Source organism: Dechloromonas denitrificans, assembly GCF_020510665.1.
Taxonomy (GTDB): domain Bacteria; phylum Pseudomonadota; class Gammaproteobacteria; order Burkholderiales; family Rhodocyclaceae; genus Azonexus; species Azonexus denitrificans_B.
In genome coordinates this window covers 1,940,624-1,961,970 of sequence record NZ_CP075187.1, presented here as the reverse complement: position 1 = coordinate 1,961,970, position 21,347 = coordinate 1,940,624, and the positions used below count along the sequence as shown (strand labels likewise).

The window sequence follows — 21,347 nt, the reverse complement described above, 5'->3', positions numbered from 1 at the left end:
ATCTGCCCAGGCCGGAATATCTCCCTGTTTCTGTTAAGATTCGCCCCGTTTTTTCAGGTTCATTCCGGTTCATTCCCCTTTGTCGTCCCTCCAGGAAATTTTTGCTCCAGACGGGCTGCTGGCCCGTGCCATCGGCGGCTATCGCGTGCGCGATCAGCAAGTCGAGATGGCCGAGCGCATCGCGGCTGCGATCAATAGCTGTTCGGTGTTCATCGCCGAGGCGGGGACCGGCACGGGCAAGACATTTGCCTATCTCGTTCCGGCGCTCAAATCGGGCGGCAAGGTGATTGTCTCGACCGGGACCAAGACGCTGCAGGATCAGCTGTTCAACAAGGACCTGCCGATGGTCCGCGACATTCTCAAGGCGCCGGTCAAGATTGCCCTGCTCAAGGGCCGGGCCAATTACGTTTGCCATTACCACCTTGAACACGCCCAGGCCGACGGTCGTTTCCTGACCCGCGAAGATGCGGCCGATGCGCGGCGCATCTCGATTTTTGCCAAGGTCACGCAGAGCGGCGACAAGGCCGAATGTCTGGAAGTCTCCGAAAGCTCGCCGGTCTGGGCGCACATGACCTCGACGCGCGAAAACTGTCTTGGTCAGGATTGCCCGAATTACAAGGAATGCTTCGTCATGCAGGCGCGCCGCGAGGCGATGGCGGCTGATCTGGTGGTAGTCAATCATCACTTGTTCTTTGCCGACGTGATGCTGCGCGATGAAGGTATGGCCGAACTGCTGCCGGCCTGCAATACGGTGATTTTCGACGAAGCCCATCAGTTGCCGGAAGTCGCCACGCTATTCTTCGGCGATACCGTGTCGACCGCGCAAATCCTCGATCTGGCGCGCGATGCGCGATCCGAGGCGATGACCCATGCGCGTGACTTCCTGGCCTTGCCGGAAGCCAGCAAGAAAATGGAAAAAACGGCCAAGGATTTGCGTCTGGCGGTCGGTCTCGATGCCGGACGCTTTTCCTACGGTCAACTGCTCGAAAAGCCCGAATTTGCCCCGGCGCTCAAGCTGCTTGAAGAGGAAGTCAGCAACTTCGCCGCCTTGCTTGAAACCCAGGCCGAACGTGCTGAGGGCTTGGAGAAATGCTGGCAGCGGGCGCTTGAATTAGTCCAGGCGATCGGCCACTGGCAAAAGGAAGTCGATGACGGTTATGTGCGCTGGGCGGAAGCTTTCACGCATGCGCTGCAACTCAACTCGACGCCGCTTAGTGTCGCCAATATTTTCCGCAAGCAGATGGGCGGCCATCCACGGGCCTGGATTTTCACCTCGGCGACGCTCGCCGTGCAGGGCAAGTTTCATCATTACTGCGCCGAATTGGGGCTGGGCGATCCGGAGTCGGCCTGCTGGCAGAGTCCCTTCGATTACGAAAAGCAGGCCATGCTTTATGCGCCGCTCGGCATGCCGGAACCGAATTCCTTCGGTTATACCGATGCCGTGGTCGAAGCGGCCTTTCCGGCCGTGGTTGCGGCCGGTGGCGGGGCTTTTTTCCTGTGCACCAGCTTGCGCGCCATGCGCCGGACGCACGAACTGCTCAAGGCCAAGCTCAAAGATCAGGGTATCGACATGCCTTTGCTGATTCAGGGCGAGGGTAGCAAGAACGATCTGCTGCAACGTTTCCGCCATCTCGGCAACGCCATTTTGGTCGGTAGCCAGAGTTTCTGGGAAGGCGTCGATGTGCGTGGCGAGGCTTTGTCGCTCGTCGTGATCGACAAGATTCCCTTCGCGCCGCCCGATGATCCGGTGCTTTCGGCGCGTATCGAGCAGATGAAGCAGCAGGGGCGCAATGCCTTCATCGAATACCAGTTGCCGCGTGCCGTGATCAACGTCAAGCAGGGCGCCGGCCGGTTGATTCGCGATGAAAGCGATACCGGCGTGCTGATGATCTGCGATCCCCGACTTCTGTCAAAGCCTTACGGGCGGCGGGTGTGGCAAAGTCTGCCACCGATGAAGCGGACCAAGGAGTTGAAGGACGTGCTTGATTTTTTTGCCCGGCGTAACGGCAATGTTTGATCGACCAGCCCTGAATGCCGAGTTGCTGGCCGCTGGCAATCTGGACGGCAATGCGCTCCAGCAATCCCACCCCAGCTTGTTTTCAGCGGCCGAGCTGACGGTTTCGGCCGGGCAGGCCGAGGCCATGGCCGGGTTGATCGCTGCCATCGAATCGGTTGTCGCCATGCCGGCCTATCGCCAGCGTGTGCTTGGCTGGGCGCCGCTCGGCGCCCGGAAGGATGTTGCGGCGCGTGGTGTGTTTTACGGCTACGATTTTCATCTCGCGGTCGACGGCCCGAAACTGATCGAAATCAACACCAACGCTGGCGGTGCGCTGCTCAATGTCTGCCTGCTGGCGGCTCATGGCCGGCGTGATGAAGCGCAGCGCCTGCGTCAGGCATTCGTTGCCATGTTCAGGGAAGAGTGGCGGCTGATGCGCGGCGAGCAGCCGCTGAAGCGTATTGCCATCATTGATGAGAATCCGGCCGGGCAATACTTGGCGCCGGAGTTCGAGCTTTTTCGCCAGTTGTTCGAAGCGCACGGCATTGCTGCAGTCGTGGCTGATCCGGCTGAGCTGCAACGCGATGACGATCGTTTGCTGTATCGCGGTGCGGTAGTCGATCTGGTGTACAACCGGCTGACCGATTTTTCGCTCGATACTGCGGTCAACGCCGATTTGAAGGCTGTTTTCGAGGCTGATGGCGTGGTTGTGACACCGCATCCGCAGGCTCATGCACTGTATGCCGACAAGCGCAACCTGATGCTGCTTTCCGACCCGGCTGCGTTGGCCGACATGGGCGTTCCCGAGGCGACGCAACGCCTCCTGCTGGCCGGCATTCCGCGTACCGTGGCGGTTGAGCCGGGCGCGAGCGAGGCTTTCTGGGCCGGTCGAAAAAACTGGTTCTTCAAGCCGGCAGCCGGTTTTGGCAGTCGTGCCGCCTACCGTGGCGATAAATTGACCAAGCGTGTTTTCGAAGAAATCCTGCAGGGCGGTTATATCGCCCAGGAAATCGTTCCGCCCTCCGAGTTGACCGTGGCAGTGGCCGATGCGGCGCAAGTGATGAAGCTTGACCTGCGCTGTTATGTCTACGCCGGCCAGGTTCAACTGATGGCGGCCCGGCTTTATCAGGGGCAAACGACCAATTTTCGTACGCCGGGTGGTGGCTTTGCCCCGGTGTTCGCTGTATGAAACCGAGGCATCAATGAAGGTTTTTGGGATCGCCGGCTATTCCGGTTCCGGCAAGACAACCCTGCTCGAAAAACTGATTCCTGTCCTGACAGCGCGCGGGTTGAAAGTGTCCGTCATCAAGCACGCTCACCATGGTTTCGATATCGACCGTCCGGGCAAGGATTCCTACCGTCACCGTGAAGCTGGTGCAGCGGAAGTGCTGCTCTCCTGCCACGACCGCTGGGCCTTGATGCACGAACGACGCGATGAAGGCGAGGTGACGCTGGCCGAATTGCTGGCCCGGTTGGCGCCTTGCGATCTGGTGCTGATCGAAGGGTTCAAGCAGGAACCGGTGCCCAAGCTCGAAGTCTACCGGCCTGAAAATGGCAAGCCGCCCTTGTTCACCGAACGCAGCGACATTGTGGCGATTGCGACCGATGCCGAGCTGGCGACGCACTTGCCGACGTTGCCGCTCAATGATGTCGGTGCGATCGCCGATTTTGTGATGACTACTCTCGAATTGCAGGAACGCCCATGCTGAGTTTTGAACAAGCCCTGGAAAAATTGCTGGCCGCAGCCCAGCCTGTCGAAGAAATCCGCTCGCTGCCGCTGACGGCCGCTGCCGGGCGCATTTTGGCCCTCGCACAACGGTCGACCGTGGCAGTCCCGCCGCTCGATAACTCGGCGATGGATGGCTATGCCGTGCGTCTGGCCGATATCGCCGCCAAGGGGGTTCGCCTGCCGGTCAGCCAGCGCATTCCTGCCGGCACTGTCGGCACGGCGCTGCAGCCGGGTAGCGCAGCCCGTATCTTCACCGGCGCACCCGTGCCGGCGGGCGCCGATGCGGTGGTCATGCAGGAGCTTTGCGAGCACGGCGAGGGCGGGGTCGTCATCAACCATCTGCCGCGTTCGGGTGAAAACATTCGACGGGCCGGTGAGGACATTTCGGTTGGCGCCGAAATCCTGCCGGTTGGCGTCAAATTGCAGCCGCCGCACATCGCCCTGGCTGCTTCCGCCGGTCTGCCCGAGTTGCCGGTCTATCGTCGGGTTCGCGTCGGTGTCTTCTTCACCGGCGATGAACTGGTGCAACCCGGCGAACCATTGCCGCCAGGGGCGATCTACAACTCGAATCGTTATGCGCTGGTCACGCTGCTTGAAGGTATGGGCTGCGAAGTGCGCGATCTGGGCACGGTGCCGGACAAGCTCGACGCCACCCGCGAAGCATTGCGCAAGGCGGCGACCGACAATGATCTGATCATTACCAGCGGCGGTGTTTCCGTAGGTGAGGAGGATCATGTCAAGCCGGCGGTCGAGGCTGAAGGTCGGCTCGATATGTGGAAAATTGCCATCAAGCCGGGCAAGCCGCTGGCCTTTGGCGAAGTACGTCGCCCGGACGACGCCGGAAAAGCCTGGTTCATCGGTCTGCCGGGAAATCCGGTTGCTGCCATGGTGACTTTCATGGTGATGGTCCGCCCCTTCATTCTTCGCTTGCAGGGGGCGGGGCAGCTGATGCCGCGTAGTTTTGCGCAACGCGCCGATTTTGAATGGCTGCGTCCGGATGCGCGCAAGGAATTCCTGCGCGCCCGGATCAATGCCGACGGCGGCATCGAACTCTACGTCAACCAAGGCTCAGGGGTGGTAACCTCGCTGTGCTGGGGCGATGGCCTGGTGATCAATTCGCCGGGGAAAACCATTGCCCGCGGCGATCTGGTCGAATTCGTGCCTTTTGCGGAGTTGCTGTCATGAGCGTCACGATCCTCTATTTTGCCAGCCTCAAGGAAGCGCTCGGGCGCGGCAGCGAAACAATCGAACTCCCGGCCGGGGTCAACACGGTCGGTGCCTTGCGCGACTGGCTGGTGGCGCAGGGGCGGGAATCATTGGCGGTGGCGAAAAATCTTCGCTGCGCTATCAATCAGGATATGGCCGGGCTCGATGCGGCGGTGAAGAGTGGCGATGAAGTCGCCTTTTTCCCTCCGGTCACGGGCGGCTGAAAGGAAAGCAAGTAATGTCGATTCAATGGTTCCCGGGGCACATGACCTCGGCCCGCAAGAAGGCAGCCGAAACGCTGGCCATGGCCGATGTCGTGGTCGAGGTACTGGATGCTCGACTGCCCCAGGCCAGCAGCAATCCGATGATCCACGAACTGCGCGCTTTTCGGCAGCGTCCCTGCCTCAAGCTGCTGAACAAAGCCGATCTGGCCGATCCGGTAGCGACCAAGGCCTGGATGGAATATTTCGAGCAACAGCCCGGCGTCAAGGCTGTCGCCATTTCCTGCAAGAAGGCCAGCGACGTCGCCCGCGTGCCGGGGCTGGCCCAGAAGCTGGCGCCGCATCGCTGCGATGCGGTCAAGCCGCTGCGCCTGATGATCATGGGGATTCCCAACGTCGGCAAATCGACGCTGATGAATGCGCTGGTCAAGAAGCGGGTTGCAGCCGTCGGCGACCAGCCAGCCGTGACCAAGAGCCAGCAGCGCATCGACATCAGTTCGCGCCTGACCATCTACGATACGCCGGGCATGCTGTGGCCGAAGATTGCCCATCCGATCGATGGCCTGATGCTGGCGGCCAGCCACGCGGTCGGGGTCAATGCCTATATCGACGAGGAAGTAGCCACCTTTCTTGCCAGCTTCCTGCTTGAGCAATATCCGGCGATGCTGACGGCGCGCTATGGCTTTTCAACTGAAAACATGGATGGCGTTTCGGTGATCGAAGCGGTCGCCAAAAAGCGCGGCTGCCTGCTCAAGGGGCGGGGCGGTGAATATGATTTCGAAAAGGCTGCGGCCATCCTGTTGATCGATTATCGTAGTGGCGCACTCGGCCGAATCAGTCTTGAAACCCCCGTCTTGCGTGCTGAACGGGAGACACAACTGGCCGCGCTGGCAGCCGCAGCTGCTGCGGCTGATGCCGAAAAAGCCTGAAAAATCAGTGGGGCGAAAATTTATTTGTCTCTCGAAACGCAGAGTACTAGGCGTTTTCGAAACTCTTGTATATAATTCGCGCCCTGTTGGTGATCGTTATTGATCGCAGCGTAGTTCCTCGATAGCTCAGTCGGTAGAGCGCCGGACTGTTAATCCGTAGGTCCCTGGTTCGAGCCCAGGTCGGGGAGCCAAAAGCCACTGTTTCAGGTCACAACCTTCTGATTCGGCTGTCTTGAGTTGTGCCCATGTGGCTCAGTGGTAGAGCACTCCCTTGGTAAGGGAGAGGTCGGCAGTTCGATCCTGCCCATGGGCACCACACGTTTTGTTTCCGCAAGTTTGACTGCCGCTGCTAATGCATCGGCTTTTTGCGTTTACGGCCTTCGTTTCCGGAGGCCGCGAAGTTTAGACCCTGAGCAGCGCAATTTTCAGTGGCGGTTGGCCGTCATGGCTGGGGAAGTCTTCTTCCGGCATGATCCATTCGATTTCCCGTACCGTTCGACCTGATTTTTTAGCGCAACGCAGCAGCTGGTCGCCCCATATTTCACGCGACAATTGGGCTGCATTGTTGCAGCAGATCAAGGTTCCGCCCTCGTTGGTGCACGCTAGCGCCAGCTTCATCAAGGCCGCATAGTCATTGACGATGTCGACCACGCCAAAAGCGCTTTTGGCGTAGCGTGGCGGATCGAGGAAAACGAGATCGAAGCGCTTGGCTTCCAGTTTTGGAAAAGCCGGCATACGTTTGCCGCGTACCATGCTGGCCTGGCCGATGCCGGCGAATTGGCGCATGGCAGCAAAGGCATCGCTCTGGACGAAGCGCATGCGTATCGGCAAGTCGTTCAGCCGGGCATTTTCCTTGCCTACGTTGAGATTTGATTCGGCAAAATCGACGTTGACCACGTGCGTAGCACCAGCCTTGGCCGCCGCAACACCGATCCCGCAGGTATAGGCAAACAGGTTGAGAACGCTCTTGCCGGCGGCTTCCTGAAGAATCCGCCGACGACCGGCGCGCATGTCGAGGAAAAGCCAGGGGTCCTGCCCGCTGTGGCGTCCCTGGACCAGGTAATTCAAACCCAGCTCACTGAACTGCCGCTGCTTTTCGGCCTCTGCTTGCTCCTGGCCTTGCAGCGGGTTGGCAATGCGTGAATTGCTCTGGCTGCGGTCGTTGTAAACCGTGATCAGGCCGGGCAGGGCGCTCGCGTAATAGTTTTCGATGGCGATCCGCTCATCGGCTTCGAGCGGTACGTGGAAGGTCTGGATCAAAAGCAGGTCACCGTAGCGGTCGACCGTGAGACCGGGGTGATTTTCGGTGCTGCCGTTGAAAAGCCGGTAGGCGTTGGTTTTTTCGCCGTGCAGTGACTCGATGAGAGTCTGGCGGGCCGAGAAGGCTTTTTCTATAGCGCTGACAAGTGGCAGGGAAGACATGGCGGTTTCCGGTGAGGGTTACAGCAATCACTGCGGTCGACCGCAGCCAGAAAGCCGAAAACCGCCAATTTTACCGGACTCCGCCGAGGCGGAGCCGGTTTGAACCGATCAGGTGCGGAAACGTCCGACGATCTGTTCGAGATTCACGGCAACCGCTTCAAGGCTGCTGGCCGACTGGCTCATGCCGGACATGCTGTGGCTGGTTTGCTCGACCATGTTGGCGATTTCCTCGACGCGTTGGGCAATCGATGTCGAGGTCGCACTCTGTTCGCGCGTCGAGCCTGCGACTTCACGGATCCGGTCAAGTGTCTGGTGTGCTCCGTTTTCGATGCTGGTCAGCGAGTCGGCCGCCGAGGCAGCCAGTTCTGCGCCTCGCTCGACTTCTGGCAGGGCGGCATCCATGGTGCGGACAGCGCCTTCGGTTTCGTGTTGAATCCCGGCGATCATCTGCTCGATTTCGGTGGTTGCGCTTGATGTCCGTTCAGCCAGTTTGCGCACTTCATCGGCCACCACCGCAAAACCACGGCCTTGTTCGCCGGCTCGGGCAGCCTCGATCGCGGCATTGAGTGCCAGCAGATTGGTTTGTCCGGCAATATCCTTGATGACCGAGGCAATGCTTGAAATCTGGTTGGCGCGGTCGTGCAGTACCTTGATGTTTTCAGAGGCGCCCGAGACGGTCCGGGCAATTTGCTGGATCGCCTGAGTGGCCTGGTTGACCCGTTCAGTTCCCTGATTGGCCAGTTGGACTGCCGTATGGGAAAGCTGTTCGGTATCGGTTGCGTTATCGGAAATATGGTTCGAACTGACCGTCAATTGCTCGATGGCTGCTGCCATCGAAGACGTCGCATCGGCTTGCTGGTGTGCGGCCATGGCCACTTCACGCGAGGCGAGGCTGATTTGCTCCGAATTGGTCACCACATTGCGCGCATCGCGCCGGACTTGTTCAAGGATGTCGCGCAGGGAGGCAGTCATGATGCCCAGCATGAACAGCAAACTGCCACGTGGCGCATTGCCAACCGAGGTGGTCAGGTCGCCGTCGGCAATCTGCTTCATGACTTCAGCGGCCTTGGCAGGCTCGCCACCAATCTGGCCGAGAACGCTGCGCGAAACGACAAAGCTGAGCAGGCCAATGATCAAGATCGGAATCAGGGCAATGGACAGCTGGGAAATCAGGCGGTCACGGAACAACTGCTCTTCCGAGTCGAGATAGATGCCTGTGCCGATGACCCAGTTCCACGGACTGAATTTCATAACGAAAAGCAGCTTGGGGAATTGCGTTGTTCCACCTGGGCGCATGAAGGTAGTTTCGACAAACCCTTCATTGCTCGATTGAACGGAATTCATGATTTCACGAAGCGTCAGGCGCCCTTGGGCATCCTTCAGCTTTTCCATCATGTTCTGACCTTCGAATTCACGTTTGACGTGAGCGATGCCAACCCCTTCGAGGGTCCATGCATAATAATATTCAGTCTTGCCGTCAGCGCCGCCGTAGCGCGCTTCACGGATGGCCGAAGCGGCCAGTTGTTGTGCTTCCTCGCGGGTCATTTTTCCGGCCACTTCCTGGGCATGGAAAAAGCTGACAATGTTGTGGATACCCTGAACGCCGGTCCGGACTTGTTCGCGATGTCCTTCCTGCAGTGCCTGGCGAGCGCTGTTGGCACCCAGTACGGCGATCAGCCCCATGCCGATCACAGCCGCAATGACGATCAGGACGAGACGGCTGCGTAGCGAGAGATTACTCAGCATTTTTTTCCCCTATTTTGAGCGGTTTTTGTTTTTTGGTACGCATCTGTGCAAAACCAGATAATGCTAATAAAGAGCATACACCCGGATGAGGGTGGTGTGGCACAAGAGGAATATCTTGTCCGATACGGACCGTGGGTGGGCTGGACAGCCCACCCCGTGGAGGCCTAGCCAGCTTCCGGAGACGACTGGCTGGTCGGCAGAATCAGATTCAATGCCACCGCCAGCACGCCGCACAGGCTGATGCCTTGCAGCGAGAAACTGCCGATGCTCAGGCCGAGACCGCCAATGCCGGTGACCAGCGTGACGGAAACGATGCACAAATTGCGCGGGCTGGAGAGATCGACGCGTGCATCCATGATGGTCTTCAAGCCGATGCCGGCAATCGAGCCGAAGAGCAGCATCATGATGCCGCCCATGACCGGCATCGGGATGGTCTGGAGCAGGGCGCCGAATTTGCCGACAAAGGCCATCATGATCGCGAAGCAGGCAGCCCAGGTCATGACGACCGGATTGAAGTTTCGGGTCAGCATGACGGCCCCTGTTACTTCGCCGTAGGTGGTGACCGGCGGGCCGCCGAACAGGCCGACGATATTGACGGCCAGTCCGTCGCCGAGCAGCGTGCGATGCAGGCCGGGCGATTCGGTGAAGTCCTTGCCGGTGACCGAACCAATCGCCAGGACGCCGCCGACGTGCTCGACGATCGGGGCGATGGCGACCGGGATCATGAACAGAATGGCTGCCAGATTGAACTCCGGTGAGCCGAATTGCGGCATGGCGATCCATGCGGCTTGTTCGACCTTGCTGAAATCGACAATCCCGGCAAAAAGCGAGACAGAGTAGCCAACGGCAACACCGATCAGGATCGGCACCAGCTTGAGCAAGCCACGGGCACGAATGGCGGTCAGCATCGTCGCGGCCAGCGAAATGGCCGCAATCGACAGTGCCGTGCCATAGGGAACGACCTGCTGGTCGCCGGCTTTGCCGGTTGCCATATTGACCGCCACCTGGGCCAGGCCGAGGCCGATCACCATGACGACCGGGCCGATCACTACCGGTGGCAGCAGACGGTGGATGAAATTGACGCCGCGCCATTTGACCAGCCCGGCCGCAACGTAATAGAAGAAACTGGCCGAGGCGAGGGCGCCGAGCGTCGCCGGCATGCCCCAGGTTTGCACCGAGTAGGCAACCGGGGCGATGAAAGCGAAACTTGAGCCGAGATAGATCGGCACCTGGCGTTTGGTGCAGATCTGGAAAATCAGCGTGCCAACGCCGGCGCCAAGCAGGGCCAGGCTGGGGTTGAGACCGGTCAGCAGCGGGACGAGGACGGTTGCGCCGAAAGCGACGAACAGGATTTGTGCGCCGGAAAGAGCTGTCCGCCAGGTGGGTTCGTGGGTGGTGCTCATGGCTTACTTGGTTCCAAAAATCTTGTCGCCGGCATCGCCGAGACCGGGAATGATGTAGCCGTGTTCGTTCAAATGGCTGTCGACCGCAGCAGTGTAGATTTCCACTTCGGGATGAGCTGCCTGCAGCGCGGCAATGCCTTCCGGTGCGGCGACCAGCACCAGGGCGCGGACGTGCTTGCAGCCATTGCGCTTGAGCATGTCGATGGTGGCGATCAGCGAGCCGCCGGTTGCCAGCATCGGGTCGATGATCAAGGCCATGCGCTCGTCGAGCTGGCCGACGAAGCGCTCGAAATACGGCTCGGGCATCAGCGTTTCTTCGTTGCGGGCGATGCCGACGACACTGACTTTGGCACTCGGAATCAGGTCGAGTACGCCGTCCAGCATGCCGAGACCGGCGCGCAGGATAGGCACGACAGTGACTTTCTTGCCCTTGATCTGGTCGATTTCAACCGGGCCGGCCCAGCCGTCGATCGTGCAGCGTTCGAGTTCAAAATCCCGGCAAGCTTCGTAAGTCAGCAGACGGGCCAACTCAGCCGTCAGCTCGCGGAATTTCTTGGTACTCATGTCGGCCGCACGCATCAGGCCGACTTTATGTTTGACGAGGGGATGGCGGACTTCAATCACCGGCATGGTGTTCTCCAAAAGTACTATTTTTCTAAGGCTTGCAGGTTAACGGATTCGCGCTGCCGGCGCACCATCAAGCGTCAAAAAATCACGGTTTTTCGGGTGTTTCCGGGCTGTTTTGAAGTTTTAGCCAGCGTTGCCAGTGACCGCACGCCGAACGTGCCCGGCGTTCATCGCCATCCCAGCCTCCGCCGCAGCACAGACCGGTCACCGTTTCCGATTCGATCAACACGCTGGCGTTCGTCGCGCCGGGTTGGCGCGGCCCCTGCCAGCGTTCGCAACTGGCGCAACGTTTGCGGTCGACTGCTTGAATCAGCAAGATTTGGCAGCGCGGCAGGCGGCAATGCTCTGGGTGGCCGGGGTCAGCGGGCCGTTTTCCTTGCTCCAGCCCTTGATGCCGTTTTTGACGTTGTACACCTGGGTGTAACCGGCTTGTTGCGAAAGAAACTGGCTGACCGGCTTGGTCCGGTTGCCCGAGCGGCAGATGACGATCACCGGCTCATTGGGTTTGGCGACCGGCTTGATCTTCTCCAGCCAGGCTGCCGGGTCGGAGCGGCCGCGTTCGTCGAAAAAGGTAATCAGCCGGCTGCCGCTGATGATGCCGGTTTCTTCCCATTCCGGCAGCGTGCGGATGTCAATGACCGGAACGCCGCGCTTGATCAATTTGTCGAGCTCCGCATTGTCGATGTCGATTACTTCGGCCTGGGCAAATGTGGTGGCAAAGGCCAGAAAGGCAGCAAAAATCAGTCGGGGCATGGGTTTTATTCCGGTATTTAATGAACCGATTATAGATGGCCTGCAGCCCGACGGACGGAATGCGCTCTCCGGCGTGGGATAATCGCTGCTTTTTTCGGGGCAGTCATGGCGCTCAAATCGACCATCTTCAAGGCAGAGCTTCAGCTTGCCGATCTTGATCGCTCACATTTTGGCGACTATTCGCTGACCATTGCCCGGCATCCTTCGGAAACTGATCAGCGGATGATGATCCGCCTGCTGGCTTTCGCCATGTTTGCCTCCGAAACGCTGGCATTTGGCCGGGGGCTGTCGAGTAGTGAAGATGAGGCGGATCTGGCGGATACCGACCTGACCGGTTTCATCAAACGCTGGATCGACGTTGGGCTGCCTGATGAACGCAATATCCGCCGTGCCTGCAGTCGTTCCGGGGAAACTGTCGTGCTGGCTTATGGCGCGCGGACGCTCGATCTCTGGTGGCAGGCGTCGGCCAGCAAACTGGCCGGGCAGAAGAATCTGCGGGTCTATGCACTGGCGCCCGACGAGTCCCAGGCGCTGGCCGGGCTGGCGGCGCGCAACATGCGCCTGCAGTGCACCATTCAGGATGGGGTGATCTGGCTGGGCAATGACAGCAGCCAGGTCGAACTCAAGCCGCGTTTGCTGTTCGGGCCCGATCAGTAATGCTGTGAAAGAAGCGAGCCATGGCGGCTCGCTTTTTTTACGCCTGTTTTTCGCGTGCTTCCTTGTGCAGCGAGGCCCAGACCGATGCGCCGATAATCACGGCGATGACGGCGAGGGAGAAGCCGACCGGAATCTTGTAGAGATCGATCAGCAGCATCTTGACGCCGATGAACATCAGCACGATGGCCAGGCCGTACTTGAGCAGCGAGAAGCGGTCGGCCACGCCGGCCAGCAGGAAGTACATCGCGCGCAGCCCGAGGATGGCGAAAATGTTCGAGGTCAGCACGATGAACGGATCGGTGGTGATGGCGAAAATGGCCGGAATCGAGTCGACCGCGAAAATCAGGTCCGAAATTTCAACCAGGACGAGGGCCAGAAAAAGCGGCGTGGCGTAGCGCAGTCCATTTTTGATCACGAAGAACTGTTGACCGTGAAATTCGGTCGTGATGTTCATGTGCCGGCGTATCCAGCGAATCAGTCGATTGTTTTCCAGATCAGGTTTTTCGTCGGCAAACCAGTACATCTTGACGCCGGTAACCAGCAAAAATGTGCCGAAAACATACAGAATCCAGTGAAACTGGGTAATCAGCCAGGCACCGGCAAAGATCATCACGGTGCGCATTAGGATGGCGCCGAGTACGCCATAAAGTAGAACCCGTTTCTGCAGTTCGGCCGGAATGGCAAAAAAACTGAAGAGCATCATCCAGATGAAAACGTTATCGACGGCCAGGGCTTTTTCGATCAGATAACCGGTGATGAATTCGAGCGCCTTGGTGTTGGCGATTTCGCGCCCGACGTTGCTGTCGAGATGCCACCAGAGTCCGCCGGCAAAAGCCAGGCTGAGGCTGATCCAGATCAGCGACCAGATACTTGCCTCCTTGAAGCTGACGCGGTGTTCCTTGCCGCCGCCGACCACCAGCAGGTCAATTGCCAGCATGATTGCGACGATGGCTGAAAATCCAACCCACAAGCCAAGATTGCCTACGGTTTCCATGATCGTTCCTTTCGTGCATTCCAGAAAAGCAAACGGCCCGAGCCGGGTTGGGCGAGGGGCCGTGGAATGCCAAAAGGTGCCTCGCCATTGCGGCAAAGGTCTTGCTCACAGCGTTGATCTGCTGCCCGGTTGCCGGAAGGTTTGGGCCTTCGTGATGACGACAAGTCGGTTAGGAGCTACTCCCCCTTGGGTGAATCGACTGTAATCAAACCGGATCTGGCTGTCAAACGGGGGGGCTGGCTCAGTGGAAAATTTTCCAGGCCACTTCGATCCCTGAAATGATCAAGTCGCCGATGTCGGCTGAGTCGACAAGATTTGATTTTTCGCGCTGTCGGCGGGCGCGTTCTTTTTCCGTACCGAGGATTGCATCGGCCAGCATGGCCGGGTCACGTGTCGTGCGCTTGATTTCGGCTTGCTGGTAGGTGGCCAGCGCCTGTTCGACTGCTTCCGGATCAAGAATGGCGATCGGTGAGCGGCAATGCGTGCACGCATAGTCGCGCTTGATATCGACGGGCGCACCGCAACCGGTGCATCGGACACTGCCGATTCTTGCCTTGAGTTGATCGACCTCTGCCACGGTCAACTGTCGGACAAAGCCTTTTTCGATCATGAACTGGGCGAAGCTGGTGAATCGTCCGTGCTTTTGCAGGCAGCGGTGGTAATTGAAGTGTCCGCTGCGGACGATGTCCATGCTATGCAACAGGCGTTCGTCGCAGCGCGGGCAGTGGAGGCTGTCGCGTAGCGGCAGGCGTTGATCGTCGCGGTGCTGGTGAATCAGCCGGAACAGCTCGATGATGCTGCCCGGCGTCAGTTGTGCGCTTTCAAAGTCATCGAACCAGATGCCCTGGCAGGAAAAACATAGATCAAGCTCGACTTCACCGTGCAACTGGCGCGCCAGGCGCCGTTGAACCATGGGCTGTCGGCAGGAAGGGCAGGTGGCTGGGGTCACACCGGACGAATGCTGCCGAGGTTGAGCTTGACGCCTTTTTTCATCTTGCCGATGACGTGCATTTCGCACGCCTTGCAGTCGAACTTGAGGATCAGTTTTTCATTGCCGTTGACCAGGGTCATCGGGTCCGACTTCAGGTGCTTCACTTCCTTGGGGCAGAGATTGAAGCTGTAGCGCAGGCAATGGCGGGTGATCATCAGCGAGACCATGCCTTTTTCCTGGTTTGCCTCGTAAGCCTCGGCGATCAGTTTGACGCCGTGTTTTTCGTAGAACTGGCGGGCCTTGGCGTTGAACACGTTGCCGAGGTAAGTCAGTTCTTCCTGCGGGTAAGGGACTGGCTGGCTGGCCGGTGTGGCGCGGGGTGGGCGGGTGTGGGCGGCAATCCGCGCGGCTTCGAGCTTTTCGGTCGCTTCGCGGCGCAGCGCATTGATCGCGCTGGTCGGCAGGAAAAAGGCTTGCGACAGCTTCAGTTCGACCGGTTGGGCGGCAAACATCGTGTTGCCGAACTTGCCGAGTTGTTCGCTCAGACCGCTCAGTGCGCGTTCGGCATTCTTGGCCGTTTCCTTGCTGTGGGGCAGGTCGACCGTGACGCTGATCCGGTCTTCGTCGGTCAGGGTCAGCGCAAAGCCGTCGGTGGTTTCGCTGAACACCGGCTGGATCGAAATACGGCGTTCGGCCGATTCCTTCTCCAGCGAGCGTTCGAACTCCTGGTCGCGGTTGCGGAACAGCGTTGCGCCTTCGGTCAGTTCGGACGGGATTTCAACCGGGAAGAGCGTCTTGCCTTCCGCGCGGTTGATGCGCATGCCGACCACTTCGCCGTGGCCGTCATAGAAGCAGACGCCGTCGCCGTTATTGAAGTCGATTGCGCTGTTGACCGTGAAATAGCCATCACCGATCTCGGCAACCTCGCCAATCGGTTCGCCGACAAAACTTGGCGAGTCAAACGCGCCGATATCGTCCTGGCGATCGTTGGCGAAGTAATCGGTATAGCCCCGGTTGTAGGTTTTGTCCGGCTGCGGCTCGAAGGTGTAGCTGCTGTGGCCGGAGGAGGCGCGGCTGAATTCCGGGTGGTTGGCGATGACTTCATCAAGCAGCGTGCGGTAATGCGCGGTGATGTTCTTGACGTAGCTGAGGTCCTTCAGGCGGCCCTCGATCTTGAACGAACTGACGCCGGCCTTGGCCAGTGCGAGGATGTTTTCGCTCTGGTTGTTGTCCTTCATCGACAGCAGGTGCTGGTTCTCGGTGATCGTTTTGCCCTTGTCGTCGATCAGCGTGTAGGGCAGGCGACAGGCTTGCGAACACTCGCCACGATTGGCGCTGCGACCGGTGTGGGCATGGCTGATGAAGCACTGGCCGCTGTACGCAACACAGAGTGCACCATGGACAAAATATTCCAATGCAACAGTGGTTTGCGACGATATCTTGATAATTTCGTTTAAGCTCAATTCACGGGCCAGAACAACCTGCGAGAAGCCTGCATCTTCAAGGAATCTCACCTTGTCTGGATTGCGATTGTCGGTCTGCGTGCTGGCATGCAACTGGATCGGCGGCATGTCGATTTCAAGCAGACCCATATCCTGAATGATCAGCGCATCGGCACCGGCATCGTAAAGTTGCCAGGCAAGCTGCCGGCTGTCTTCCAGTTCGTCGTCGCGCAGAATGGTGTTGAGTGCGACAAAAACCTTGGCGTGATAACGATGGGCAAAGGCGGCCAGACGGGCAATGTCGGCGACGCTGTTGCCGGCCCCGTAGCGCGCCCCAAAGGAGGGGCCGCCGATGTACACGGCATCGGCGCCATGCTTGATGGCTTCGATGCCGAAATCGGCATTCTTGGCCGGGGCGAGGAGTTCGAGCGGGTGATGGATTCTGGTCATCTGGGTTTAGTACGCAAAACGCGGGGCAAGTTCTTCAATGTTGAATTCACGCAGGATGGCCTCGGCCCGTTCGCGCGCATTCTTTCGCGGTCGACCGCCGTTGCTTGCCGATTTTGAAGCGATGATCAATTCGTTTTTCATCGAATGCTCCCAGCCGACCAGTTCGGTGACGGTGACCTGATAGCCGTGCGATTCAAGCAGCAGGCAACGCAACACATTGGTCAGGTGGCTACCCAGTTCGCGGGTGTGAATCGGGTGGCGCCACAGTTCGGACAGCGATGTCGCGGCGAGAGATTCGTTTTTCCGGGCGCGCATGGTTGCGGCGACCTCGGCCTGGCAGCAAGGCACCAGCACGATATGCCGGGCCTGCTTGGTCAGTGCGAAGCGGATGGCATCGTCGGTGGCTGTATTGCAGGCGTGCAGGGCGGTGACGACGTCGATCTGCTCGGGCAGTTGTTTTGAGTGGGTCGATTCTTCGACCGTGATGTCGAGAAAGCTCATTCCCTCGAAGCCGAGCCGGGCAGCCAGTTCGCGTGATTTATCGACCAGTTCCTTGCGCGTTTCGATGCCATAAATGTGGCCGCGTTTTTCTTCCGCCTGGCGATCCTTGAAGAACAGGTCGTACAAGATGAATCCAAGGTAGGACTTGCCGGCGCCATGGTCGGCCAGGCTGCTGGCATCGGCCAGCAGCGGCTCGATGAACTGGTAAAGATGATAGACCTGCTTGAGTTTGCGGCGAGTGTCCTGGTTGAGCTTGCCGTCACGCGTCAGGATGTGGAGTTCCTTGAGCAGTTCAATCGACTGGCCGGGACGAATTTCAGGAATTTCGGCAGGAGTATTTTGCTTTTTCATAGGGCGTGATTATCGCATTCAAATGTCTGTCACTTTTGTGTCAACCGAATCGAAACTGCGTCGTTATTAGGCTCATGGTGATCCAACACCGCACTTCATACGGAGAGACAAATGGGCAGTTTGAGCAACGAATCCTTCGAACAATTCCTGGATTCCCTGAAGAAAGCCGGTATTACGATTTCAAACGAAGCCGAACTACGTGAGCGGCTGGCAGAAGCTCAACGCTGGCGTTTCGCCTTCCAGACGCTGGCAGCCAACGGCAAACTTCTCGGCATCAGTTTCGAGGATCATTCCGAAGGTCGCAACGACGCTGAAATCAGCCGTGCATTCAACGAATTCCAGTTTTCAGAAAAATCCAAGGCAGTGTTTTCTGCCAATCTGAAACACTAAGGTTTTTGGACCCCGCTACGGCGGGGGCAAAAAGAAAGACGGGCGCCGAAATGGCGCCCGTTTTGTTTTGTCCGGTCATTGCGAGTGAAGCGAAGCAATCCGGATTTTTGACGTCCACTGGATCGCTACGGCCAGCGGCCTCGCGATGACGGTGTTTTAGTGCTGCAGCCATCGCAATGATGGCGCGAGGCTCTCCATCATCGCAAGGCGGGTGCAGCGATCCTGTCTCCTTAGCGGGTAATCGGCTTATAGCGAATCCGCTTCGGCTTGGCACCTTCTTCGCCGAGACGTTTCTTCTTGTCTTCTTCGTATTCCTGGAAGTTGCCTTCGAAGAAGTTCCACTGCGAATCGCCTTCGGCTGCCAGGATGTGGGTACAGATGCGGTCAAGGAACCAGCGATCGTGCGAGATGACCATCGCACAGCCGGGGAATTCGAGCAGCGCATCTTCCAGCGCGCGCAGCGTTTCCACGTCGAGGTCGTTTGACGGTTCATCGAGCAGCAGCACGTTGCCGCCGGTCATCAGCGTCTTGGCCAGGTGCAGACGGCCGCGCTCACCGCCGGACAGGTTGCCGACCTGCTTGCCCTGGTCGGCGCCCTTGAAGTTGAAGCGGCCGATGTAGGCGCGCGACGGCATTTCGAACTTGCCGATCTGCAGGATGTCGCTGCCCTGGGCCAGTTCCTCGAACACCGTCTTGGAACCGTCGAGGCAGTCGCGCGATTGATCAACGTAGGCGATTTTGACCGTCGGGCCGATGTCGACCGTACCGGAATCCGGCTGCTGCTGGCCGGTGATCATCTTGAACAGCGTCGATTTACCGGCGCCGTTCGGGCCGATGATGCCGACGATGGCGCCGGCCGGGATGGTGAAGCTGACGTTGTCCATCAGCAGCTTGTCGCCGAAGGTCTTGGTGACACCGTTGAACTCGATGACCTTGCCGCCCAGGCGCTCGCCGACTGGAATGAAGATTTCCTGCGTTTCGTTGCGCTTCTGGTATTCCTGGCTCGACATTTCCTCGAAACGGGCGATACGCGACTTGGACTTGGCCTGGCGCGCTTTCGGATTCGAGCGCACCCATTCCAGTTCCTGCTTCATCGCCTTCATGTGGGCGTCGATCTGCTTGTTTTCGGTTTCCAGGCGGGCTTCCTTCTGCTCCAGCCAGGACGAGTAGTTGCCCTTGTACGGAATGCCGTGACCGCGGTCGAGTTCGAGAATCCACTCGGCGGCGTTGTCGAGGAAGTAGCGGTCGTGGGTGACGGCAACCACGGTGCCCGGGAAGCGGACGAGGAACTGTTCCAGCCATTCGACCGATTCGGCGTCGAGGTGGTTGGTCGGTTCGTCGAGCAGCAGCATGTCGGGCTTGGCGAGCAGCAGTTTGCACAGCGCGACGCGGCGTTTTTCACCGCCGGACAGGTTGCTGATCACGGCTTCCCAGGCTGGCAGGCGCAGCGCATCGGCAGCCAGTTCCATTTGCGCTTCGGTATCGGCACCGGCGGTCGAGATGATCGCTTCGAGGCGGGCCTGTTCTTCGGCCAGCTTGTCGAAATCGGCGTCTTCTTCAGCGTAGGCGGCATAAACGGCTTCCAGCTTGGCTTGGGCCTGCATGACTTCGCCGAGTGCGGATTCAACTTCTTCCTTGACGGTCTTGGCGGGGTCGAGTTGCGGCTCCTGCGGCAGATAGCCGATTGACACGCCGGCCAAGTGCTGGACTTCGCCATCGTATTCCTTGTCCACGTTGGCCATGATCTTCAGCACGGTCGACTTGCCGGAACCGTTCAAACCGAGCAGGCCGATCTTGGCGCCGGGAAAGAAGGAGAGGGAAATATCCTTGATGATCTGCCGCTTGGGCGGGACGATCTTGCTGACGCGCAGCATCGACATTACGTATTGAGCCATGGACCTTGCCTGTCGCTGGAAATGAATAGCCGCAAAGTCTACGAGGCTTCGCGGCAAATGAATAGTGTTTCGCCCAAAACAAAAAGGCCAATCCGGAGATTGGCCTGAATGTCTGGTTTTACTGGCGCGCCCGGAGCGATTCGAACGCCCGACCCTCTGGTTCGTAGCCAGATACTCTATCCAACTGAGCTACGGGCGCGCTGTAAAAACTCAACTTCATTGACTCACCGATTTTTGAAACCGGCTTACTGCTTTTCTGTTGGCGCGCCCGGAGCGATTCGAACGCCCGACCCTCTGGTTCGTAGCCAGATACTCTATCCAACTGAGCTACGGGCGCGCTGTCAGAGGGGCGCATTATACGTACAAAATCGCGGAATGCAAGGCCTATCCACTAAAATATCGAATGCGCCAATTTTCTGTTCGAATGCCGAAGTATCCCGAGTGCTGGCAAAGTTGCGGTTCATGCGCCAGCGGCCCGGTGTTCATTCTTGAAATTCTTGTCGAGATCGGGGACGAAATATCGTTTGGCGACAATATCCTGACGCTGGAGACCGGCAAAGTGGCGCTCGATATTCCCGTGCTGCACGCCGGCAAGGTGGTCGCTATCCACGTTATCGCCGGCGACACGGTGGATGAAGGGGCGCTGCTGCTGACGCTCGAAGCGGAGTAAGGTCAGGCAGGCAAGGGGGCGGGAATGAAGGGGAGGCGGCCCGAGTTGAGGTAAACCTCGCAACGCTCGATATAGTCACGGGTGCTTTTGGGCATCGGAGTGCGGGCTCGGGCGAGATAGAAAATCAGGTCACGCCCCTGGCGAATGAGTAGCAGGCCATCGGAGATGCGATGGCCGAACAGGTCGGGCTGGCGTTTTTCGATGGCTTGCGACCGTGGTGTGAAATTGCCCAGGCGTTCGGCGGCCGTGACCAGTTGTGACCAGACTTCAAAAATATCATGGTCGGTACGCAGGTTTTCTGCCTTGATCTTGGCGGCATTGGCAAAATCGCGAACCGGGCTTTCGATGGCTGAAAATGGTTCGATGACCGAAAAATTGTTGATCATGGCATTGGCGATTTTGTCGATATCGCGCATGGTTTGCCCGATTTTGATGTAGCGGCTTTCGTAAAAATCTTCGAGCGGAATAGAAAAAGCCCGGAAAGGCTCGCCCCACAACTCGTCAATTCCTTCTTCACCGCTGCGATGCAGGACGAAGCGGCCGAGCGCCATGGCATCAAGCAGGCATTGTCCGCATTCACGCATCAGCGCATCGTCGCTGCTGATCTCGATTCCGTCGGCCTGCAATTCGACCAGGCGCCGGAAAATATCGGTAGCCCGATTGAAATAGGCCCCGGCGAGCATTGCTGCCTTGACCCGTTTGCGCGCCGGGTCGGTTTCGGATTCGTGGGCCGCCTTGGCTTCGGCCAGTCGGGTACCGGGAATGTTGAGGCCGTGTTCGGTGTGGTTGAACAAACGGCGCGTCAGGCCCTCGATCAGTCGTTTTTTTGCTTCCAGCGTATCCGCCGGGACCGGGTAGGTCTTGATCCAGTAGCCATCATAGAAAACCCGTTCTTCTCCGTCGATCAGGCGGCGAGCTCCCTCTGTCGGATTATTTGTGGGGCAGTCTGTACTGAGTTGATCAACCGTGGTCATGGCTTTGTGGCTTTGCTTGGGCGCTTCATGTGGCTAAAACGCACTGGCGAATCTGCGTCC

At 58.7% G+C, this 21,347-nt stretch carries 21 protein-coding genes and 4 tRNA genes; 11 read left to right on the top strand and 14 right to left on the bottom strand.

Annotation, left to right across the window (positions count from 1 at the left end):
* Positions 1–79: 79 nt before the first annotated feature.
* The 8 genes from KI614_RS09220 to KI614_RS09185 all read left to right on the top strand — a co-directional run bounded on the left by KI614_RS09220 (position 80) and on the right by KI614_RS09185 (position 6,397).
* Positions 80–2,017, top strand: coding sequence for an ATP-dependent DNA helicase (locus KI614_RS09220; RefSeq protein WP_226404915.1), 1,938 nt, complete (start codon positions 80–82; stop codon positions 2,015–2,017).
* Positions 2,010–3,185 carry a hypothetical protein gene (locus KI614_RS09215; protein WP_226404913.1) on the top strand — a complete coding sequence of 392 codons (1,176 nt, stop codon included), beginning with the start codon at positions 2,010–2,012 and terminating at the stop codon, positions 3,183–3,185. Before KI614_RS09220 ends, KI614_RS09215 begins: the two co-directional genes overlap by 8 nt.
* A 13-nt stretch (positions 3,186–3,198) precedes the next feature.
* Complete coding sequence (mobB, locus tag KI614_RS09210; protein ID WP_226404911.1) at positions 3,199–3,705, top strand: molybdopterin-guanine dinucleotide biosynthesis protein B; 507 nt, start codon at positions 3,199–3,201, stop codon at positions 3,703–3,705.
* Positions 3,699–4,910 (top strand): gephyrin-like molybdotransferase Glp, encoded by a 1,212-nt coding sequence (gene glp / locus KI614_RS09205; protein WP_226404909.1) that lies wholly within the window; start codon positions 3,699–3,701, stop codon positions 4,908–4,910. The genes mobB and glp overlap by 7 nt, the downstream gene beginning before the upstream one ends.
* Positions 4,907–5,155, top strand: coding sequence for a molybdopterin converting factor subunit 1 (moaD, locus tag KI614_RS09200; RefSeq protein WP_226404907.1), 249 nt, complete (start codon positions 4,907–4,909; stop codon positions 5,153–5,155). The genes glp and moaD overlap by 4 nt, the downstream gene beginning before the upstream one ends.
* A gap of 14 nt (positions 5,156–5,169) precedes the next feature.
* Positions 5,170–6,081 (top strand): ribosome biogenesis GTPase YlqF, encoded by a 912-nt coding sequence (gene ylqF, locus KI614_RS09195; protein WP_226404905.1) that lies wholly within the window; start codon positions 5,170–5,172, stop codon positions 6,079–6,081.
* A gap of 115 nt (positions 6,082–6,196) precedes the next feature.
* A tRNA-Asn gene (locus KI614_RS09190) sits at positions 6,197–6,272 on the top strand.
* A gap of 50 nt (positions 6,273–6,322) precedes the next feature.
* Positions 6,323–6,397 (top strand) — tRNA-Thr (locus KI614_RS09185).
* Positions 6,398–6,483: 86 nt separating this feature from the next.
* On the opposite strand, the gene KI614_RS09180 is transcribed toward KI614_RS09185, so the two are convergent.
* The 6 genes from KI614_RS09180 to KI614_RS09155 form a co-directional block, all read right to left on the bottom strand.
* A complete protein-coding gene (locus KI614_RS09180) occupies positions 6,484–7,503 on the bottom strand; it encodes a class I SAM-dependent rRNA methyltransferase (RefSeq protein ID WP_226404903.1) in 1,020 nt (339 codons plus the stop codon).
* Between the two features lie 108 nt (positions 7,504–7,611).
* The gene (locus tag KI614_RS09175; protein ID WP_226404900.1) at positions 7,612–9,249 is read right to left on the bottom strand and encodes a methyl-accepting chemotaxis protein; all 1,638 of its coding nucleotides are present in this window, start codon (positions 9,247–9,249) and stop codon (positions 7,612–7,614) included.
* Positions 9,250–9,413: 164 nt separating this feature from the next.
* Positions 9,414–10,652 (bottom strand): uracil-xanthine permease family protein, encoded by a 1,239-nt coding sequence (locus KI614_RS09170; RefSeq protein WP_226404898.1) that lies wholly within the window; start codon positions 10,650–10,652, stop codon positions 9,414–9,416.
* Between the two features lie 3 nt (positions 10,653–10,655).
* Positions 10,656–11,282 (bottom strand): uracil phosphoribosyltransferase, encoded by a 627-nt coding sequence (upp, locus tag KI614_RS09165; RefSeq protein ID WP_203466824.1) that lies wholly within the window; start codon positions 11,280–11,282, stop codon positions 10,656–10,658.
* Positions 11,283–11,364: 82 nt separating this feature from the next.
* A complete protein-coding gene (locus KI614_RS09160; protein ID WP_226404896.1) occupies positions 11,365–11,595 on the bottom strand; it encodes a hypothetical protein in 231 nt (76 codons plus the stop codon).
* Positions 11,589–12,032 carry a rhodanese-like domain-containing protein gene (locus KI614_RS09155; RefSeq protein ID WP_226404883.1) on the bottom strand — a complete coding sequence of 148 codons (444 nt, stop codon included), beginning with the start codon at positions 12,030–12,032 and terminating at the stop codon, positions 11,589–11,591. Before KI614_RS09155 ends, KI614_RS09160 begins: the two co-directional genes overlap by 7 nt.
* A 105-nt stretch (positions 12,033–12,137) precedes the next feature.
* Here KI614_RS09155 and KI614_RS09150 point away from each other — a divergent pair, with 105 nt between their 5' ends.
* Positions 12,138–12,689 carry a YaeQ family protein gene (locus tag KI614_RS09150; protein WP_226404880.1) on the top strand — a complete coding sequence of 184 codons (552 nt, stop codon included), beginning with the start codon at positions 12,138–12,140 and terminating at the stop codon, positions 12,687–12,689.
* Between the two features lie 37 nt (positions 12,690–12,726).
* Here the strand turns inward: KI614_RS09150 and KI614_RS09145 are convergent, their stop codons facing one another.
* The 4 genes from KI614_RS09145 to KI614_RS09130 all read right to left on the bottom strand — a co-directional run bounded on the left by KI614_RS09145 (position 12,727) and on the right by KI614_RS09130 (position 17,358).
* A complete protein-coding gene (locus tag KI614_RS09145; protein ID WP_226404878.1) occupies positions 12,727–13,683 on the bottom strand; it encodes a TerC family protein in 957 nt (318 codons plus the stop codon).
* Positions 13,684–13,924: 241 nt separating this feature from the next.
* Positions 13,925–14,596 carry a hypothetical protein gene (locus KI614_RS09140; protein WP_413464142.1) on the bottom strand — a complete coding sequence of 224 codons (672 nt, stop codon included), beginning with the start codon at positions 14,594–14,596 and terminating at the stop codon, positions 13,925–13,927.
* Positions 14,597–14,628: 32 nt separating this feature from the next.
* On the bottom strand, positions 14,629–16,506 hold the full coding sequence (locus KI614_RS09135; RefSeq protein ID WP_226404874.1) for a peptidase U32 family protein: 1,878 nt from the start codon (positions 16,504–16,506) through the stop codon (positions 14,629–14,631).
* 6 nt (positions 16,507–16,512) lie between these two features.
* Entirely contained in the window at positions 16,513–17,358 is an 846-nt protein-coding gene (locus KI614_RS09130; protein ID WP_226404872.1) for a class I SAM-dependent methyltransferase, read from the bottom strand.
* Between the two features lie 111 nt (positions 17,359–17,469).
* Between KI614_RS09130 and KI614_RS09125 the strand changes: the two genes are divergently transcribed.
* Positions 17,470–17,748, top strand: a complete 279-nt coding sequence (locus KI614_RS09125; protein ID WP_226404870.1) for a hypothetical protein — start codon at positions 17,470–17,472, stop codon at positions 17,746–17,748.
* Between the two features lie 230 nt (positions 17,749–17,978).
* On the opposite strand, the gene ettA is transcribed toward KI614_RS09125, so the two are convergent.
* From ettA to KI614_RS09110, 3 genes are all read right to left on the bottom strand, one after another.
* Complete coding sequence (ettA, locus tag KI614_RS09120) at positions 17,979–19,643, bottom strand: energy-dependent translational throttle protein EttA (RefSeq protein ID WP_226404868.1); 1,665 nt, start codon at positions 19,641–19,643, stop codon at positions 17,979–17,981.
* Positions 19,644–19,765: 122 nt separating this feature from the next.
* A tRNA-Arg gene (locus KI614_RS09115) sits at positions 19,766–19,842 on the bottom strand.
* A 61-nt stretch (positions 19,843–19,903) separates the two neighbouring features.
* A tRNA-Arg gene (locus KI614_RS09110) sits at positions 19,904–19,980 on the bottom strand.
* An 87-nt stretch (positions 19,981–20,067) separates the two neighbouring features.
* Here KI614_RS09110 and KI614_RS09105 point away from each other — a divergent pair.
* Entirely contained in the window at positions 20,068–20,313 is a 246-nt protein-coding gene (locus KI614_RS09105) for a biotin/lipoyl-containing protein (RefSeq protein ID WP_226404866.1), read from the top strand.
* 2 nt (positions 20,314–20,315) lie between these two features.
* Here the strand turns inward: KI614_RS09105 and KI614_RS09100 are convergent, their stop codons facing one another.
* Complete coding sequence (locus KI614_RS09100; protein WP_226404864.1) at positions 20,316–21,287, bottom strand: hypothetical protein; 972 nt, start codon at positions 21,285–21,287, stop codon at positions 20,316–20,318.
* Between the last annotated feature and the right edge of the window lie 60 nt (positions 21,288–21,347).

Coding starts and splice junctions, on each gene's coding strand:
- mobB (WP_226404911.1), top strand. CDS start 3,199: ATGAAGGTTTTTGGGATCGCCGGCTATTCCGGTTCCGGCAAGACAACC.
- KI614_RS09105 (WP_226404866.1), top strand. CDS start 20,068: ATGCCGAAGTATCCCGAGTGCTGGCAAAGTTGCGGTTCATGCGCCAGC.
- KI614_RS09130 (WP_226404872.1), bottom strand. CDS start 17,358: ATGAAAAAGCAAAATACTCCTGCCGAAATTCCTGAAATTCGTCCCGGC.
- KI614_RS09135 (WP_226404874.1), bottom strand. CDS start 16,506: ATGACCAGAATCCATCACCCGCTCGAACTCCTCGCCCCGGCCAAGAAT.
- KI614_RS09150 (WP_226404880.1), top strand. CDS start 12,138: ATGGCGCTCAAATCGACCATCTTCAAGGCAGAGCTTCAGCTTGCCGAT.
- KI614_RS09175 (WP_226404900.1), bottom strand. CDS start 9,249: ATGCTGAGTAATCTCTCGCTACGCAGCCGTCTCGTCCTGATCGTCATT.
- KI614_RS09100 (WP_226404864.1), bottom strand. CDS start 21,287: ATGACCACGGTTGATCAACTCAGTACAGACTGCCCCACAAATAATCCG.
- moaD (WP_226404907.1), top strand. CDS start 4,907: ATGAGCGTCACGATCCTCTATTTTGCCAGCCTCAAGGAAGCGCTCGGG.
- ylqF (WP_226404905.1), top strand. CDS start 5,170: ATGTCGATTCAATGGTTCCCGGGGCACATGACCTCGGCCCGCAAGAAG.
- KI614_RS09140 (WP_413464142.1), bottom strand. CDS start 14,596: ATGGTTCAACGGCGCCTGGCGCGCCAGTTGCACGGTGAAGTCGAGCTT.
- KI614_RS09215 (WP_226404913.1), top strand. CDS start 2,010: ATGTTTGATCGACCAGCCCTGAATGCCGAGTTGCTGGCCGCTGGCAAT.
- KI614_RS09125 (WP_226404870.1), top strand. CDS start 17,470: ATGGGCAGTTTGAGCAACGAATCCTTCGAACAATTCCTGGATTCCCTG.
- glp (WP_226404909.1), top strand. CDS start 3,699: ATGCTGAGTTTTGAACAAGCCCTGGAAAAATTGCTGGCCGCAGCCCAG.
- KI614_RS09155 (WP_226404883.1), bottom strand. CDS start 12,032: ATGCCCCGACTGATTTTTGCTGCCTTTCTGGCCTTTGCCACCACATTT.
- KI614_RS09170 (WP_226404898.1), bottom strand. CDS start 10,652: ATGAGCACCACCCACGAACCCACCTGGCGGACAGCTCTTTCCGGCGCA.
- upp (WP_203466824.1), bottom strand. CDS start 11,282: ATGCCGGTGATTGAAGTCCGCCATCCCCTCGTCAAACATAAAGTCGGC.
- KI614_RS09180 (WP_226404903.1), bottom strand. CDS start 7,503: ATGTCTTCCCTGCCACTTGTCAGCGCTATAGAAAAAGCCTTCTCGGCC.
- KI614_RS09145 (WP_226404878.1), bottom strand. CDS start 13,683: ATGGAAACCGTAGGCAATCTTGGCTTGTGGGTTGGATTTTCAGCCATC.
- ettA (WP_226404868.1), bottom strand. CDS start 19,643: ATGGCTCAATACGTAATGTCGATGCTGCGCGTCAGCAAGATCGTCCCG.